Here is a 16108-nt window from a genome sequence, read left to right as displayed (position 1 = left end):
GGTAGGGGTTGGATAATAAAAATGTGTCGCCGGCAAGCTATGAAAAGTTTCGGCACTTCCTCGAGAAACAATGCGGAATAGTACTCGGGGAAAACAAGCAATATCTTGTAAGAAGCAGGCTTGCGTCTTTGTTATATAAGCATGACTATGACAATACTGATGCGCTTATTGATGTGGTTGTAAAGGGTTACGATCGTAACCTTTTGCAAAGCGTCATCGATGCGATGACCACAAATGAAACGTTGTGGTTTAGAGATACCTATCCATTTGAGTTGCTACAACGCGATTTACTTCCTCAACTAGCAACTAAAAATCAAAAGCTTAGAATTTGGAGTGCAGCTTGTTCGTCTGGACAAGAGCCTTACTCTATTGCTATGTCCATACTAGAGTTTCAAAAACAGCGACCAGGATTGCTTAGGCAAGGAGTTGAAATTATAGCTACTGACCTTTCTTCTGAAATGCTAAATAAGTGTAGCCAAGGGCTATATGATGAACTTTCGCTTGCGAGAGGTTTATCGCCACAACGTAGGGCTATGTTTTTCCAGCCTCATGAAAGCGGTCAAATGCAGGTTAAGCCAGAAGTGCGCAAAATGGTTTCATTCAGAAGTTTGAATTTATTAACCTCCTATGCAGCACTTGGCCGCTTTGACATCGTTTTTTGCCGCAATGTGCTGATTTATTTTTCGGCAGATGTAAAACAAAAGATACTGCAACAAATTGCCGGACAGCTGCAACCTGCCGGTGTCCTTTTCCTTGGCGCGTCTGAATCTATCAGTGCGGCAAGCGATACATATGCCATGATTAAATGTAATCCTGGCTTGTACTACCAAAAGAAATAAACATATAACGTACTGAATTTCATGTAATAGTTCAGATTTCCCCCGTTTCTTTTCTCTTTTTTATACAGTGCCAATCTTCAGGTTGGCATCTGCCTTGCTAGTAAAACTCTATAATAGTTAATTCGTCATTCTTTATTCACGACGTTTTTTCGGAATTTCGCAACTAGGAGTTTTCAATATGGCCATTAATCTCGACAAGTTAGTCGGGTTTCATCAGTCGGCGTTAGCAATACGCACCGACAGAATGGAAGTCATTTCTGGAAACCTAGCGAACGCCAATACCCCTGGTTATAAAGCTAAAGACATCGACTTTAACAAAGCGATGGAGTCAGCCATGAGCGCCCAAGAAGGGCAGCACAAATTGGGTGGTGGCAGCTTAGCAAGAACACATGATAAACACATAGGTGGCGATATGTCGTCGGTAGCATCAAATTTTGAAATGCAATACCGCATACCCACTCAACCGGATACCGGAGACGGCAATACGGTGGAAGTGCAAGCAGAACGTAACCGCTTTTTAGATAACGGTTTACGCTATCAAGCCACACTTGAGTTTATTAACGGTAAAGTCAAAGGTATGAAAAAAGCCCTTAGTTCTGGAGGCCAGTAATCATGAGCTTATTTAATGTGATGTCAATTTCCAGTACCGGTATGGAAGCTGAAAATGTTCGTTTAAACACCACTGCTAGTAACATTGCTAACGCGAACTCGGTAAGCAGTAGTTATAACGAAACGTATCGTGCAAGACACCCTGTGTTTGCCGCTGAGTTACAGCGAGCCATGGGCGATCAAAGTAAGGGTGTGGGTGTTGAAGTTAAGGGAATTGTAGAAAGCGATGCGCCATTGCAAGTTGAGTATGCCCCGCATAACCCAATGGCTGACGAAGAGGGTTATATCTATAAGCCGAACGTAAACATCGTTGAAGAAATGGCAAATATGATGTCGGCGTCAAAAGCCTATGAAACCAACGTTCAGGTTGCTGATACCACCAAACGGATATTCCGTCGGGTACTGCAGCTAGGACAAGGGCAATAAGTTGCCGCATAGGTAATGTGAGGAAAATACTGTGACCACAATTAACAACACTACTGGCCTGAACAACGAACTCTACTGGCAAGAAGAGACGGTTCCGGTTGTCGATGGAACAGAGCAACAGCTTTCGCAAGAAGACTTTTTTGCCATGTTAACTGAGCAATTAGCGAATCAGGATCCTACTAAACCTGTAGATAATGATCAGATGGTAGCGCAAATGACATCATTCACTATGGCTGACGGTATTTCTCAGTTGAATGATAAGTTCGAGTCATTCGCCGCCTCGATGACATCTAATCAGGCATTGCAAGCATCCAGCTTAATAGGCCAGAACGTGTTAGTGCAGGGCAACGTAGGGCACATGTCTAGCGACGCTGCTGGGGTCTCGGGTGTTGTGGTTAATGAGCAGAGTGTACAAAACATGACGATCACCGTTGAAAATCAATACGGTGAAGTGATTAAGACCATTGATGCTGGCACACAAGCCGCTGGCAACATTCAATTTGAATGGGATGGCAAGGATACCCAAGGCAACGATATGCCAGCGGGCGACTACGTAATTAGTGCTACAGGCGAATTAAACGGTGAAGGCGTTCAATTGAATACTGCCATTAATCGTCATGTAGGAAGTGTTAGCTTGGCCGGCAGCGGTCAGGGCGTAATTTTAAATTTAGATGGCGAAGTCAGCATTAGTCTTGACGACGTTATTCAAATCGGCAGTTAGCAGGAGAAAGAAGCATGTCTTTTAATATTGCACTAAGTGGCGTAGCTGCCGCACAAAAAGATTTAGATGTAACCGCGAATAACATCGCAAACGTGAATACTGTTGGCTTTAAAGAGTCTCGAGCTGAATTCGGCGACGTGTACGCCACATCATTATTGGCTGGAAGTAAAACCAAGGTGGGCGACGGTGTTTTGACACAAGACGTAGCCCAGCAGTTTTCACAAGGTAGCTTACAGTTTACCAATACTGCACTTGATTTAGCGATTACTGGTAATGGTTTCTTTGCTACTGTTCCTGATGAAACCTCACGAGACTTCTCGTTTACTCGTGCCGGTCAATTCAAGTTAGATGATGACAACTATGTGGTTAACAGTAACGGCGACTTACTTTTAGGTTTCCCCGTTAACTCAGACTCTACCAGTTCATCGGTTGCATTAAGTACTACAGAGCCAGTTCAAATCCCAGATTCATCAGGTTCTCCAGCGCAAACCTCAGAAGTTGATATTCGTATGAACTTACCTGCAGGTGATCAAGGGTTAGATCCAGCTGCATTTGACCCACAAGATCCACTTACCTACAACGCGGCAACCTCGGTAACGGTTTATGATTCACTAGGCGACAGCCACGTGATGACGTATTACTTCGTTAAAGATGTGGCGGCAGACAATGAATGGTATGTGGCGACAGCGGTAGACGATCAACTTACTGATTTAGTGAATTCTACCGGTACTGATTCCGACCCTACTACAGCGGTAAACTCGTTGGGTACTAACACAGGTAACGGTGTTACAGCAGCTAAACTTGTGTTTTCTCAAGGTGGTGACTTTATTGGTATTGAATCACCAGATGGCATTCAAACTACCGACTATAAATTAACGACTGAAGCGCTTGGTTCTGCTTTATCAAACGGCGCGGATGCGACACAGCAAATTGGTATCGATTTCAACTTAGACCCTTCAAATGCGACTACTGTTGAGCCTACGCAATACGCATCAGCATTCGAAGTTACGTCATTAGAGCAAGATGGTTTGCCAGTTGGTCGATTAACAGGTATTGATATCGGTCCAGATGGTTTGGTTCGAGCGACGTTCTCAAACGGTACGTCAGAGCCCATCGTGCGTGTGGCCCTAGTGAGATTTGCCAATGAGCAGGGCTTAACCCAGCAAAGCAGCACTGAGTGGAAAGAAAGTATTCTCTCTGGTGAAGCATTAGCGGGTGAAGCAACTACCGGTACATTTGGTGAAATTAACTCATCAGCGCTAGAGCAAGCTAACGTAAACCTAACCACTGAGCTTATCGATATGATTATTGCACAGCGGAACTTCCAGGCTAACTCTCGAGCACTTGAAGTGAATAATTCACTTAACCAGACTATCCTGAACATCCGATAAACAGTGATGTTTAACTAAAAAAAGCCGCAACTTTGTTGCGGTTTTTTTGTATCCACTTCTTATTTGTGCATGTTGGCACTGGGATTGCAAAACCTGTATATGGTTTAACCAGAGTCAAAAGTCAGTCATGGACAAACTTCTCTACATTGCTGCCAGTGGTGCATCTCAAGACCTTCTAGGTACTGGGCTTCGTGCCAATAACTTGGCTAACGCGCAAACAACTGGGTTTAGAGCTCAGTTAGAACAGGCAAGGTCAATGCCTGCCTACGGCGAAGGTTTGCCGTCTCGCGTTTTTTCAATGACCGAAAGTCCGTCAAACAACTATGAATCGGGCCCCATGATTCAAACAGGTCGTGATTTAGATGTTGCTATACAAGGCGATGGTTGGTTTGCCGTTCAGGATGACAATGGCCAAGAAGCCTATTCTCGTGACGGTAACTTCAAGTTAGGTGACGACGGTATTTTGACAGATGTGCACAATCGCCCAGTTTTAGGTGATAACGGTCCAATTTTCCTTCCTGTACCACTGGATAATCTAGATATCGGTATGGACGGCACCTTGTCAATGAGACAGCTAGGTGCGCCCGAAAATGTCATTGAAGATGTTGGCAGGCTGAAATTGGTTAAGCCGAACTATGCTGATATGGAACGAGGCACTGATGGTTTATTTCGAATGGAAGACGGCACGGTAGCTCCAGCAAGCGCTGGTGTAAAAGTGATGTCTGGCATGTTGGAAGGCTCGAACGTGAATGCCGTTGATGAAATGGTCAACATGATAAGCCTGCAGCGCCACTATGAGCTTCAAGTGAAGATGATGAAGCAAGCTGACGAGCTAGATTCTCGCGGCAACCAGTTACTACGTATTCTATAGATTAGTTAACAATTTCGTTATACGAACTTAAAAGGTTAGGAGGTCGCCATGCACCCAGCATTGTGGATAAGTAAAACAGGTCTTGATGCCGCACAAACAGATGTCGCCGTGGTATCGAACAACCTGGCTAACGCATCAACGGTAGGCTTTAAAAAAGACAGAGCAATTTTTGAAGACTTGCTTTATCAAAATATAAACCAACCTGGTGGCCGTTCATCAGCTGATACCGAATTACCGTCTGGCCTTATGTTAGGTTCTGGTTCAAAGGTGGTATCAACACAAAAAGCGCATACCCAAGGTAACTTATTAACCACAGATAACGCATTGGATATGTCTATTCAAGGGCGCGGTTACTTTGAAATATTACAGCCTGACGGCACCATTGCCTATTCAAGAAATGGTCAGTTTTCAATGAACGACCAAGGTCAAATAGTGACTTCTGGCGCTGGCTTTTTATTACAACCTGAAGTGGCTATTCCAGAGGATGCGCAGCAAATTACCATTTCACAAGACGGTGAAATTAGCGTGTCGATTCGTGGTCAAGCAGAGCCGCAAGTGCTTGGGCAAATGAACCTTTCAGACTTTATTAACCCAACTGGCCTCCAGCCTATTGGGCAGAACCTTTACGTTGAAACCGCATCAAGCGGGGCGCCTATTCAGGGTGTACCAGGCCTTCAAGGTATAGGCACTATTGCACAGGGTACGTTGGAAACCTCTAACGTGAATGTGACCGAAGAGCTGGTTAATTTGATTGAAAGTCAACGTTTGTACGAGATGAACTCGAAAGTGATTTCATCGGTGGATCAGATGCTTGGACAAGTCATTCAGCAACTTTAGTGAGTAATGTTATGCGAATTATCGGACTCTTTCTTTCAGTGGCAATTTTGGCAGGTTGTGCAAGCACTAACCAGCCACCGGTTCAAGCAAACGACCCGTCGTTTGCTCCAGTGGTTCCTGATTATCCTCGCGAGAAGATTGTAGAAGATGGTTCGCTGTTCCGCTCTTATATGGCTAATAGCTTATATTCAGATATGACGGCTAGACGGGTTGGCGACATTATTACCATAACGTTAAGTGAAAATACCAACGCGAGTAAATCAGCGGGTACATCTACATCAAAAGACACCACGGTTGATTTAGATACAATCACTGGATTAGGCGGGCAAGCGTTAAATATTGGCGGCCAATCTGTTCAGCTTGGCGTTAGTTCTTCAAACGACTTCGCAGGTGATGCCGCAACAAATCAAAGTAATAGTTTATCGGGAAATATCTCGGTCACCGTAGTGGAAGTGCTGCCCAATGACAATTTGGTTATTCGCGGCGAAAAGTGGCTTACCTTAAATCATGGCGACGAATATATTCGTTTAACGGGCATTATTCGCTTATCTGACATTAGCCCCGAAAATGAAGTGCTATCGACCAAAATCGCCAACGCCAGAATTCAATACAGCGGAACGGGCTCATTTGCCAGTGCGCAAGAGAAAGGCTGGCTAACGAAGTTTTTCACATCATCATGGTGGCCGCTTTAAGCGGGGCTAGGAGAATCATTATGCGTTTGTTTTCAGTGGTACTTATCGCATTAACATTGGTGTTGTCTAACAATGCTAATGCACAACGCATCAAAGACTTGGCAAGTATCCAAGGGGTGAGAAGTAACCAATTAGTAGGTTATGGTCTAGTGGTAGGTTTACCTGGCACCGGCGAGCAAAGTCCTTTCACCGAGCAAAGCTTCCGTACCATGTTAAGTAACTTCGGTATTAGCTTAGACTCCAACACCAAACCGAAAATTAAGAACGTGGCAGCCGTGGCTGTTCACGCAGAATTGCCGGCTTTTACTAAGCCAGGGCAAACCATTGATATTACCGTGTCGTCAGTAGGTGAAGCGAGTAGTTTGCAAGGCGGCACGCTTCTACAAACGTTTCTTCGCGGGGTAGATGGCAAAGTGTATGCAGTAGCGCAAGGTAGCTTGGTAGTGAGTGGCTTTGGTGCTCAAGGTGGCGATGGTTCGCGAATTGTGGTGAATACGCCTACTGTTGGTCGTATTCCAAATGGTGCCATGGTTGAGCAAACCGTACCAAGCGGTTTTGCCAATGGCGATTCACTAACACTGAACTTGCATTACCCTGATTTTTCAACAGCAAAGGCATTAGCTGATGTGATTAATGAGCGATTAGGCGCACAGCCAGAAAAAGGGTATTCCATAGCAACGCCCATTGATGCCGCGTCAGTACGTGTATCAGCGCCACGAGATGTTGGTCAGCGAGTGGGCTTTTTGGCCACACTAGAAAATTTTGAATTCACGCCGGCTGATGCGCCTGCGCGGGTTGTCATCAATAGTCGTACCGGTACGATTGTGATTGGTCGAGACGTGCGTTTACTGCCAGCCGCTATTACCCATGGTGGATTAACGGTGACAATTTCAGAAAACCAACAAGTTACCCAACCTAATGCGTTTGCAGATGGTGAAACGGTGGTAACGACACAGTCGATTGTAGATGTGGATTTATCAGATAGTCGCATGTTTTCTTTTGAACCTGGGGTGACTCTCGATCAGCTAGTGCGAGCTGTCAACGAAGTCGGTGCAGCACCAGGCGACTTAATGGCTATCTTAGAGGCATTAAGACAAGCCGGTGCACTACACGGTGAATTGGTGATCATCTAATGGAAGCATTCAGCTCAAAAAATCAGCTCGATATGGCACGCAATGTTCACGATCTTGGCAGTATCAATAAAATGCGCGAGGCCATTGCTTCGGGTGATGAAAGTGTATTGCAAGAAGCGGCAGAGCAATTTGAAGCCATATTTGTGCAAATGATGCTGAAGTCAATGCGTAAAGCGCAAGACGCGCTTGCCGATGAAAATAGCCCATTTAATTCTCAACAAGTTAAGTTCTATCGCGATATGCACGACCAACAACTTGCAACTGATTTAACGTCAGGCGGCGGTTTGGGGTTAGCTGATATTATCGTGAAACAAATGGGGCAATCTGAAGACAGTTATTTACCTGCCAGCGTAATTCGCAGTGATGGTAATTTGAGCTCGCTGAACCGTGACCGTGTTATTGCCACAGAGCAAGCCCAGGAAACTGTGCTGGCTTCTGAATCTAAAGGTGTGCAATCGGCCACCAAAGACAGCATGTTTGATAGCCCTGAAGACTTTGTTGAAACTATACGCCCCTATGCTGAGCAAGTGGCTGAAAAGTACGGTATGGATGCTAAAGCCATTATTGCACAGGCTGCGGTTGAAACGGGCTGGGGTAAGTTTGTTATTCACAACGCCGATGGTGAAAGTTCGCATAATCTTTTTGGGATTAAAGCGAATGCGCAGTGGGAAGGCGACCAAGCGGTTGTCGATACACTTGAATTCAATAGCGGCATTCCACAAAAGCAAAAAGCAGCATTTCGTTCTTATGCTTCATTAGAAGAAGCCGTTGATGACTATGGGCGCTTTATCGTCACTCAGCCTCGTTATCAGCAAGCTGTAGAACAAGCCTCAGATGCACACAGCTATACCCGTGAGCTACAAAGCGCTGGATATGCTACGGATCCTAATTACGCCAGTAAAATCATGGCCGTTTACAACAGTGATAGGCTTAACGGCTTAATGCCGTAAGAAGAGGGGTTTAATATATGAGCGCAGTTGATTTATTTTCCCTAGCCACCAGTGGTGTAAACGCCAGTAGTAAGCTTTTACAAACGACCAGTAATAATATTGCCAATGTAAATACGCCAGGGTACGTACGCGAACGAACCGAGCTTGTTAACAGTGATGTATTCGGTGTTGAAATCGGTAATACAGAGCGAATTATTAACGTATTTGCGCAAAACCAGCTTCGCCGCGATATAACTTCGGTGGGCGAACTAGAGGCTTTTTCTTCAAAAACGTCAGCAATTGATAACCTTCTGGCCAGTGAAGCGAACTCCCTTTCTAAAGGCATTAGTGATTATTTTGCAGCAGTCCAAACTGCCTCCGACGACCCTACAAATTTGGCCTCTCGTGAACAGGTATTAGGGAAGTCAGAATCGCTATATCAGCGTATGAAAACCCTGTCAGATTACATGGTTGAGAAGGAAGAAGAGTTTAATCTTGAAGTCACGTCGTTGGTTAACAGAACCAATAGCTTGATTAGCTCTATTGGCGAACTAAACAAAAATATTGTCATTGCCAAAGGGAATAACACCAGCGACGAACCCAGCGCATTAATGAATAAACGAGATGCCGCTGTTGAAGAACTCGCCTCTATTATGGCTATCAATGTGAAAGAGAGTCAGAGTCAAAACGGAGCGATTACCGTAAATTTGACCACTGGCGAATCACTCATACTAGATAATGGCGCGTTTAATTTATTTGAAATAAGTACCAGTGCGGATTCAACCAGCAAAGAATTAAAGTTAGAAACTGATTTTGGTTCTCAAACGAAAAACGATACTACGGTTCGTGTTGTCGAAAGTGACTTAGGTGGCAGCCTAGGCGGATTATTTCGTTACAGAAATGAAGTGCTTGGCACTGCTATGCGCGATGTGGGCCAGCTTGCCGTTACTTTTGCCGATGCTGTTAATACCCAAAACAAGCTCGGGATGGATTTAGACGGTCAGCTGGGTAGCAATATTTTCGACATTCCTACGTTTAGGGGATTAGAAACTCAAGATACCAGCGGAGACTATCAGGTTGTCGGGCAGCTTATTGCGGGAAAAGGCGCTGAACTCACTGATGCGGATTATCAAATTGAGGTAACCGCTGTAGCGGGAGGGGTTCCTAGCGAAATAGAAATTACTTTTTTAAATCCTGACGGAACACCTCAAAAAGACGGTTCTGGGAATGATATTATCTATTCAAACTACACTGTTACTAGTGGCTTTAACGAATTACCTGGTGGTATTGAAGTAGAGTTTGGTGGTGCTTCAACCTATGCGGTTGGGGATGAATTTTTGATGCAGCCTACTAAAACTATTGCATCAACCATTGAGTTAGCCACAAACAGACCTGAAGACCTCGCTTTCGCGGCGCCCGTAAGAGCCCAAGCGGATGCAACGAATTTAGGTAGCGCCAATGTAAGTGGGGTAACAATTACCAACACTGAAGTCGGCGGTGGTACCGAACAATCTGCATTTGACGGCGCTGGTGGCATACACGATTTAGCCAGCTCACCCAGCGGCACGTTTGGCGCGCCAGCTCAAATAGTCTTTACCGCAGAAGATAGCTATCAAGTGCTAGATGGAGAAACGCCGCCTAATGTCATTACCAATGTGACCGGCGCAACGAATTTAAGCAACTTACTAGCACAGGCAGAAAGCAGTGGCAGCGGCCCTGCTTGGCCCGCAGCATTTTCATCACTAGATGACTACCCAGGTTACGACATCAGTTTAGATGGTGTGCCTAAAGCAGGTGATAGTTTTACGATTAGTTACAATACTGATGGTTTCAACGACAACAGTAATGCACTTGAAATCGCATCTTTGCAGAACGAGAATCTAGTGCAAGTGAGCAGTGAATCAACCAACCAGCAACGTACTTTTCAAGATGCTTATGCATCTATGGTAGGGCGGATTGGTGAAGACGCAGCCATGGCTGACATTTCTTTGACTTCAGCAGAAGCAATGAAAACTCAATCAGAAAATTGGTTTGAGTCAGTGTCTGGAGTAAGCCTAGATGAAGAGGCGGCAAACCTAGTTAAGTTTCAGCAGTCTTATTCTGCCGCAGCACGAATTTTAAGCACAGCGCAAGAGTTGTTCGATACTATTCTAAGTGCAGCGAGGTAACAGATTATGCGTATATCAACGAGTCAAATTTACGACCAAAGCATTCGCTCCATTATGGAAAACCAAGAAGGTTTGGCTAAAACACAAGAGCAGTTGGCAACAGGTAAGCGAATCTTAACACCGGCAGACGACCCTGTGGGTGCTGCAAAAGTGTTGCGCTTGACCGAAGAGCTTGATGGGCTGACGCAATTTCAACGAAATAATGATTTGGTAACTGGCTCTCTAGAACAGCAAGAAGCAGTGCTAACAAATATTACCAATTCAATTAACCGTGCTAGAACGCTTGTTGTTCAAGCAGGCTCGGGTATTCTGGACGATCCTGATAAACGCGCCATTGGCGCTGAGTTAGAACAAATTAAGTTGGAGATCTTCGACTTAATGAATACCCAAGACGCCGATGGAAATTATATGTATGCAGGCTATCAATCTGCAAACCAAGCATTTACCTATAATCCCGCATCATCAGGAAATGCAATCACGTTTTCGGGTGATGCAGGCGTAAGTTTTATTCAGCTATCGTCTAGCTCAAAAATACAATCTACCAGCAACGGTTATGAAGTTTTTGAGAACGTATTATCCCGTTTTGATTTCTCAGTCACTGGCACTACAGCTGCGGATTTACAAAACACAATAGTGAAAGAACAAGGTACATTTGATACCTTTTTCAACAAGAATTATGACCCAGTGACCAGTGCTAATAATGACTATCAAGTAGAGTTTTTGGCATCGGGAGAAGCACAGTTAACCAATACTGGCACAGGTGCTGTTGTGGGAACGGTTGGCTATACTTCGGGGAGTCCATTTACTATCAAAGGCATGCAGTTTGAAGCGAGTGCTGCCGTTGGCGATACCATTAATTTTTCTTTGGATGCGCCGGAGAAAAAGAGTATGGCCCAATCACTTCATGAAATTCAAACCATACTTATGGACAGCACCATTGATGATAGTGCGCTGCAAGAGGCTATTGCCGATTCATTGGTCGGGTTAGATAATGGGTTAGAAAAAATATCTCTTGAACGCGCCTCTATAGGTAGTCGCTTAAACATCGCTGAATCTACTTACGAAAGTAACCTTGATATGGAAATTGCGGCAAAGGCATCCCGTTCGTCAATCCAAGATGTTGATTATGCAGAGGCTTCTACGGAATTTGCCAAACAAGAAACCGCACTCAATGCAGCGTTAGCGACTTTCCCGCAAGTATCTAATTTATCCTTGTTCAACTTCATCTAGTAAAGCATTCATTCCCGATAATGTGGCGAGGTATACACGGGTTTTATTATCGATATGATCTGAATAATAAGAGACATACAAAGTATCGTGTTGCCACACTAAGCCTGGGTAACTATTGTCTCCTTTACTAGGCAAGGTAATCAGAAGTTTCAGCGAATAATCAGTTGATGAAAGTAACCAAATTGCCGTAGTCAGATTTTTACCATCCCAATTTCTACCTGCTACCACATACGTATTTTCGGAAAGTGATAACATTACGGGTCCTCCCACGTATTGTTCCAAATCGTGCCATGTCCAATTGGTATAGGGGGGCAAGGAAAAACCCAATTTGGCGCTGAAACTATCGGCATCTCGGCGTACAATCGCCGTCGCTTTATCAGCATCATCAAACACTATATGGCTTTCATTCGGATAGCCAAATTTGTGCTTTTCAAAAGACATAGCGCCCTTCTTTTGAAGGTAAAGTTGTTTGAGCGGATTGCCTTCAAACAAATCGATCCTTTGATTTTTACGATTATAGGCAAACCCATAAGCCTTTCCCTTGTTCCAAGTTATGCGCCAAAGCCACCAACCTGAATGTCCAAAAAAGTGGGGTGTTGACCAAGACTCACCGGTGGTAGAAAAGTAACTCACCATTTTAGTGGTTATCACACCGGTATTTACGTCTTTGTGCTTAGCGTAGGCACTGATGATTAACTTTCGTCCATCAAAACAAAATTTTGGATCGCGTAAATCCCAAGAGGGTAGTGTCAGTCGTTGGTAAGTTTTTGCTCCTGAATTAACATTCACTTTACAGACAATCACAACACCATCTGGGCTTATATGGTTTACGCCCCGTCTATAGCAGGTCAGTAGTGACTTACGACTATTGTCGAAGGGATTTTCGATTAAATCAGTGAATGCGCAGTGTTCACCTTCAGATGAAATTCGCTCAACCGCGTTAATCTTCAAATTTATATTCACGCTAATACTCTTTTAAAAACCGACTGTTATGTAATCGTAAACGGCAATTTTATACCGCACTACGGCAATTTTTGTAAATAATTCTAAAGGGAACTGCGGTTATGTCGATACAAACACTGAGAGAGCCAGTTCATCATTACCCCTCAGGTATTGGTGACTATTAAAATTGTAATAGCCGGATCCCCGGCAGCCAGCTCACGCTGGACTGAGAGTGTAGGAGAGACTTTATGTCTATGTTCGTCAATACCAATGTTTCCTCATTGAATGCTCAGCGTCAATTATTTGATGTAAGCAATTCTTTGGGTACGTCTTTTGAGCGTCTGTCTTCGGGTTTCCGTATAAACAGTGCTGCAGATGACGCCGCAGGTCTACAAATCACCGACCGAATGACTTCACAAGTTCAAGGTCTTAACCAAGCGGTACGTAACGCTAACGATGCGATCTCACTATCGCAAACGGCTGAAGGTGCGTTGTCTGAAACGACTACTTCTCTTCAACGTATTCGTACACTAGCAATTCAATCACAAAACGGTATCAACAGCTCTGCTGACCGTGTAGCACTTCAAAAAGAAGTATCTGCACTAAGAACTGAAATATCGCGTATTTCAACCACAACTCAGTTTGCTGGTGTAAATATATTGTCAGGTGACTTCTCTGCCAAGTTCTTGGTAGGTGCAAATGCTGGCCAAACGATTTCTGTAAACCTTTCTACTACCCCGTTGGCAAACGCTGGTGTTCAGGGTTTCAGTGCGACAGGTTTAGGGATTACTGGCGGCACAAATAACGTACTTACCAGTGAAAATGCATCAAGTATGCTAGCTAGCGTAGATACGGCTATTTCAGCGGTAGGTGGTCTTCGTGCCGACTTAGGTGCGCTTCAAAACCGTTTCCAGTCAACGATTCGTAACCTTAGTAATATTTCTGAAAACGTTTCAGCAGCACGTTCACAAATCAAAGATACCGATTTTGCTACTGAAACAGCTAACTTGACCCGTAACCAGATTCTACAGCAGGCGAGCACTACCGTGTTGTCTCAGGCGAATCAGCGTCCACAGGCAGCACTTCAGCTTCTAGGTTAATAAGCTAGTCGTTAACAGTGAGAGAATGGGGCCAGGAGGTAGTGAACCTTTAACCTCAGCTGTTCTACAGTGAATTATATTTAAAAAGGCCGATTTTTTAATCGGCCTTTTTTTATTTCTGCGAATTAATTTATTGAAATAAAAGATTTTTTTAAAAAGATCAAAAAAACCTAAAGTAAACGGCAGTCCGGTACGATAACTATAACAAAGGGAAGGTAAACATTACTTCCTCTCTTTAAAGCCTAAAACGAATAATAAAAGCAATAAGTTTAATAGGTTTTGACGAGTGTTAGATGGCTGCTTGGTTTTAGATATTGTCAGGAGATCAATAGCTTGAAACCTGAAAAATCATTTTCATAAAGTTCTAAAGGAAATGGTGAGGTAAGTCGATAAAGAGTTAAGTTTGCTGATTGGGCTGCTGACTGGCGAGAATGAAGCCAGGAGGTAGTGAGAGGTTTGAGGTCTGGAACAACAAACCCGACAGTCAGCAAAAGAGAAGTTTCCTTCTCTGTGTAACAAGCTTCACCGGGAGTGACCCGTTAAAGCGTCAGAATAAAATCCTGACAATTATGTGAAGCACAAGCTATGCCAAAATATTTAATTAACTCGCGCAAATAATAAAATCAATAGCGCAAAACTTAAACTGTTAGGAGACCTCTCATGAGTCTATTCGTAAATACTAATGTGTCATCGCTTAATGCGCAGCGCCAGTTGTTTTCAACAGGCAATAACTTAGATACTGCATTTGAACGTTTATCATCTGGCTTTAGAATTAACAGTGCCGCTGATGATGCTGCAGGTCTACAAATTACCGACCGTATGACCTCACAAGTTCAAGGTCTAAATCAAGCGGTACGTAATGCAAATGATGCGATTTCGTTGTCGCAAACTGCTGAAGGTGCAATGCAAGAAACCACGACAGCCTTGCAGCGAATTCGTACTCTTGCTATCCAATCGCAAAATGGTATTAACTCTTCTGCGGATAGACTAGCGCTTCAAAAAGAAGTGTCGGCACTTCGTACTGAAATTTCACGTATTGCTACCACTACCCAGTTCGCTGGCGTAGATGTACTAACTGGCGCGTTTTCAGCTCGCTTCTTAGTAGGCGCCAACGCTGGGCAAACGATTTCTGTTAACTTGTCTACACAAGCATTGGGCCGCGCAGGCATTGATGGCTTTAGTGCGACAGGTTTAGGAATTACAGGTGGGAATAATGATGTATTAACAGAAACGAATGCATCTGCACTACTTGGTTCTGTAGATAACGCGATATCTGCAATAGGTGGCCTGCGTGCAGACTTGGGTGCGCTTCAAAACCGCTTCCAATCTACCATCAGAAACTTAAGTAATATTTCTGAGAATGTATCTGCGGCAAGATCACGAATTAAAGATACAGATTTTGCCACCGAAACGGCAGAGTTGAGCCGTAACCAGATTCTTCAACAAGCAAGTACAACTATTCTTGCCCAGGCAAACCAACGTCCACAAGCGGCATTGTCACTACTAGGGTAAGAAGTAAATAAGGCGTTTTAATTGGGAAGGAGTTGAGAGGCCATCCCCTAATGAAGGAATGGCGGCCAATTAAGGCCGCCCCCTTTGAGAAAGCGCCGACTAACAGGACTGAGAGTGTAGAAGTGTTGGTTGAGAGGCCAGTTTATCCTACTAAAACCCTGCCAGCCGACTGAAACAGTATTTGCTCAATCTCCTAACGTGAGCAGATTGGCCGAGATTTAATGTCTCGGCCTTTTTTTTATTCTAAGCCGAAACACCCTGCCAAACTGAAATCATTAACTTGAGCAAAATTAATGATTCACAAATATAAATGCACCTTCCATGCCAAGTGTATTCACTTAATGTGTCAAATCTACGAATCATTGTTAAACCTAATGATGCCGTAATACCCTTAAAAGTAAATGTTGCCAGCCGGAATGTGAATCGATTTATCGTAAATAGACTAGCATTTGTGTCGCTTTAGTGGCCTTAAAGATAAAAAAGCACAAAATCAGATAGATATAAAGCCATTAAAAATCAGTAGCTTAAATATTATTTTGATTTATTTTTAAAAAAAGACAAAAAAAAACTAAAGAAGCTAAAGACTTGGCCGATACCTATTGTTGAGGGGTAATGTAATTTACTTTGCAAGAGGAAGTTAGTCGGGAGTAGTGACCCAGCTAATTTGAACTGGAAGGATTTAATGGTAGCACAGGCATCATTGAATCC

The 16108-nt window shown here is 43.9% G+C and carries 15 protein-coding genes; 14 read left to right on the top strand and 1 reads right to left on the bottom strand.

Features of this window, described 5'->3' with window-relative positions; all coding sequences use genetic code 11:
* The first annotated feature begins 8 nt into the window (after nucleotides 1–8).
* From AV939_RS10225 to flgL, 12 genes are all read left to right on the top strand, one after another.
* Nucleotides 9–839 carry a CheR family methyltransferase gene (locus tag AV939_RS10225; RefSeq protein ID WP_061997619.1) on the top strand — a complete coding sequence of 277 codons (831 nt, stop codon included), beginning with the start codon at nucleotides 9–11 and terminating at the stop codon, nucleotides 837–839.
* A gap of 178 nt (nucleotides 840–1017) precedes the next feature.
* Nucleotides 1018–1449 (top strand): flagellar basal body rod protein FlgB, encoded by a 432-nt coding sequence (gene flgB, locus AV939_RS10220; RefSeq protein ID WP_057793378.1) that lies wholly within the window; start codon nucleotides 1018–1020, stop codon nucleotides 1447–1449.
* Between the two features lie 2 nt (nucleotides 1450–1451).
* Nucleotides 1452–1874 (top strand): flagellar basal body rod protein FlgC, encoded by a 423-nt coding sequence (gene flgC / locus AV939_RS10215; protein WP_057793374.1) that lies wholly within the window; start codon nucleotides 1452–1454, stop codon nucleotides 1872–1874.
* Between the two features lie 31 nt (nucleotides 1875–1905).
* Entirely contained in the window at nucleotides 1906–2595 is a 690-nt protein-coding gene (gene flgD, locus AV939_RS10210; RefSeq protein ID WP_013785148.1) for a flagellar hook assembly protein FlgD, read from the top strand.
* A 14-nt stretch (nucleotides 2596–2609) separates the two neighbouring features.
* Entirely contained in the window at nucleotides 2610–3986 is a 1377-nt protein-coding gene (gene flgE / locus AV939_RS10205) for a flagellar hook protein FlgE (RefSeq protein WP_013785147.1), read from the top strand.
* Nucleotides 3987–4113: 127 nt separating this feature from the next.
* On the top strand, nucleotides 4114–4857 hold the full coding sequence (locus tag AV939_RS10200; RefSeq protein ID WP_057793372.1) for a flagellar basal body rod protein FlgF: 744 nt from the start codon (nucleotides 4114–4116) through the stop codon (nucleotides 4855–4857).
* A 48-nt stretch (nucleotides 4858–4905) separates the two neighbouring features.
* Nucleotides 4906–5694 carry a flagellar basal-body rod protein FlgG gene (gene flgG, locus AV939_RS10195; RefSeq protein ID WP_013785145.1) on the top strand — a complete coding sequence of 263 codons (789 nt, stop codon included), beginning with the start codon at nucleotides 4906–4908 and terminating at the stop codon, nucleotides 5692–5694.
* An 11-nt stretch (nucleotides 5695–5705) separates the two neighbouring features.
* Entirely contained in the window at nucleotides 5706–6386 is a 681-nt protein-coding gene (gene flgH, locus AV939_RS10190; protein WP_057796302.1) for a flagellar basal body L-ring protein FlgH, read from the top strand.
* Nucleotides 6387–6406: 20 nt separating this feature from the next.
* The gene (locus AV939_RS10185; protein ID WP_057793370.1) at nucleotides 6407–7519 is read left to right on the top strand and encodes a flagellar basal body P-ring protein FlgI; all 1113 of its coding nucleotides are present in this window, start codon (nucleotides 6407–6409) and stop codon (nucleotides 7517–7519) included.
* Nucleotides 7519–8469, top strand: coding sequence for a flagellar assembly peptidoglycan hydrolase FlgJ (gene flgJ, locus AV939_RS10180; RefSeq protein WP_057793368.1), 951 nt, complete (start codon nucleotides 7519–7521; stop codon nucleotides 8467–8469). Before AV939_RS10185 ends, flgJ begins: the two co-directional genes overlap by 1 nt.
* Nucleotides 8470–8486: 17 nt before the next feature.
* On the top strand, nucleotides 8487–10616 hold the full coding sequence (gene flgK / locus AV939_RS10175; protein ID WP_057793366.1) for a flagellar hook-associated protein FlgK: 2130 nt from the start codon (nucleotides 8487–8489) through the stop codon (nucleotides 10614–10616).
* Between the two features lie 6 nt (nucleotides 10617–10622).
* Nucleotides 10623–11846, top strand: coding sequence for a flagellar hook-associated protein FlgL (gene flgL, locus AV939_RS10170; RefSeq protein ID WP_057793365.1), 1224 nt, complete (start codon nucleotides 10623–10625; stop codon nucleotides 11844–11846).
* Here flgL and AV939_RS10165 read toward each other — a convergent pair.
* On the bottom strand, nucleotides 11823–12809 hold the full coding sequence (locus tag AV939_RS10165; protein ID WP_057793364.1) for a hypothetical protein: 987 nt from the start codon (nucleotides 12807–12809) through the stop codon (nucleotides 11823–11825). The two genes, flgL and AV939_RS10165, sit on opposite strands and share 24 nt — an antisense overlap.
* Before the next feature lie 227 nt (nucleotides 12810–13036).
* On the opposite strand from AV939_RS10165, the gene AV939_RS10160 reads away from it, so the two are divergent.
* Nucleotides 13037–13888, top strand: a complete 852-nt coding sequence (locus AV939_RS10160; RefSeq protein WP_057793363.1) for a flagellin N-terminal helical domain-containing protein — start codon at nucleotides 13037–13039, stop codon at nucleotides 13886–13888.
* Nucleotides 13889–14548: 660 nt separating this feature from the next.
* Nucleotides 14549–15400 (top strand): flagellin N-terminal helical domain-containing protein, encoded by an 852-nt coding sequence (locus tag AV939_RS10155; protein ID WP_057793361.1) that lies wholly within the window; start codon nucleotides 14549–14551, stop codon nucleotides 15398–15400.
* Nucleotides 15401–16108: the final 708 nt, after the last annotated feature.

This window comes from Alteromonas sp. Mac1, from assembly GCF_001562125.1.
In the GTDB taxonomy this organism is placed as follows: domain Bacteria; phylum Pseudomonadota; class Gammaproteobacteria; order Enterobacterales; family Alteromonadaceae; genus Alteromonas; species Alteromonas stellipolaris.
Note: the sequence above shows the minus strand (reverse complement) of the source record. Positions and strands in the feature narration are given on the sequence as shown.

Excerpts from the sequence above, each read along its gene's own strand:
- flgJ (WP_057793368.1), top strand. The coding sequence starts at position 7,519 with ATGGAAGCATTCAGCTCAAAAAATCAGCTCGATATGGCACGCAATGTT.
- AV939_RS10155 (WP_057793361.1), top strand. The coding sequence starts at position 14,549 with ATGAGTCTATTCGTAAATACTAATGTGTCATCGCTTAATGCGCAGCGC.
- AV939_RS10160 (WP_057793363.1), top strand. The coding sequence starts at position 13,037 with ATGTCTATGTTCGTCAATACCAATGTTTCCTCATTGAATGCTCAGCGT.
- flgK (WP_057793366.1), top strand. The coding sequence starts at position 8,487 with ATGAGCGCAGTTGATTTATTTTCCCTAGCCACCAGTGGTGTAAACGCC.
- flgG (WP_013785145.1), top strand. The coding sequence starts at position 4,906 with ATGCACCCAGCATTGTGGATAAGTAAAACAGGTCTTGATGCCGCACAA.
- flgL (WP_057793365.1), top strand. The coding sequence starts at position 10,623 with ATGCGTATATCAACGAGTCAAATTTACGACCAAAGCATTCGCTCCATT.
- flgB (WP_057793378.1), top strand. The coding sequence starts at position 1,018 with ATGGCCATTAATCTCGACAAGTTAGTCGGGTTTCATCAGTCGGCGTTA.
- flgC (WP_057793374.1), top strand. The coding sequence starts at position 1,452 with ATGAGCTTATTTAATGTGATGTCAATTTCCAGTACCGGTATGGAAGCT.
- AV939_RS10185 (WP_057793370.1), top strand. The coding sequence starts at position 6,407 with ATGCGTTTGTTTTCAGTGGTACTTATCGCATTAACATTGGTGTTGTCT.
- flgH (WP_057796302.1), top strand. The coding sequence starts at position 5,706 with ATGCGAATTATCGGACTCTTTCTTTCAGTGGCAATTTTGGCAGGTTGT.
- flgE (WP_013785147.1), top strand. The coding sequence starts at position 2,610 with ATGTCTTTTAATATTGCACTAAGTGGCGTAGCTGCCGCACAAAAAGAT.
- AV939_RS10200 (WP_057793372.1), top strand. The coding sequence starts at position 4,114 with ATGGACAAACTTCTCTACATTGCTGCCAGTGGTGCATCTCAAGACCTT.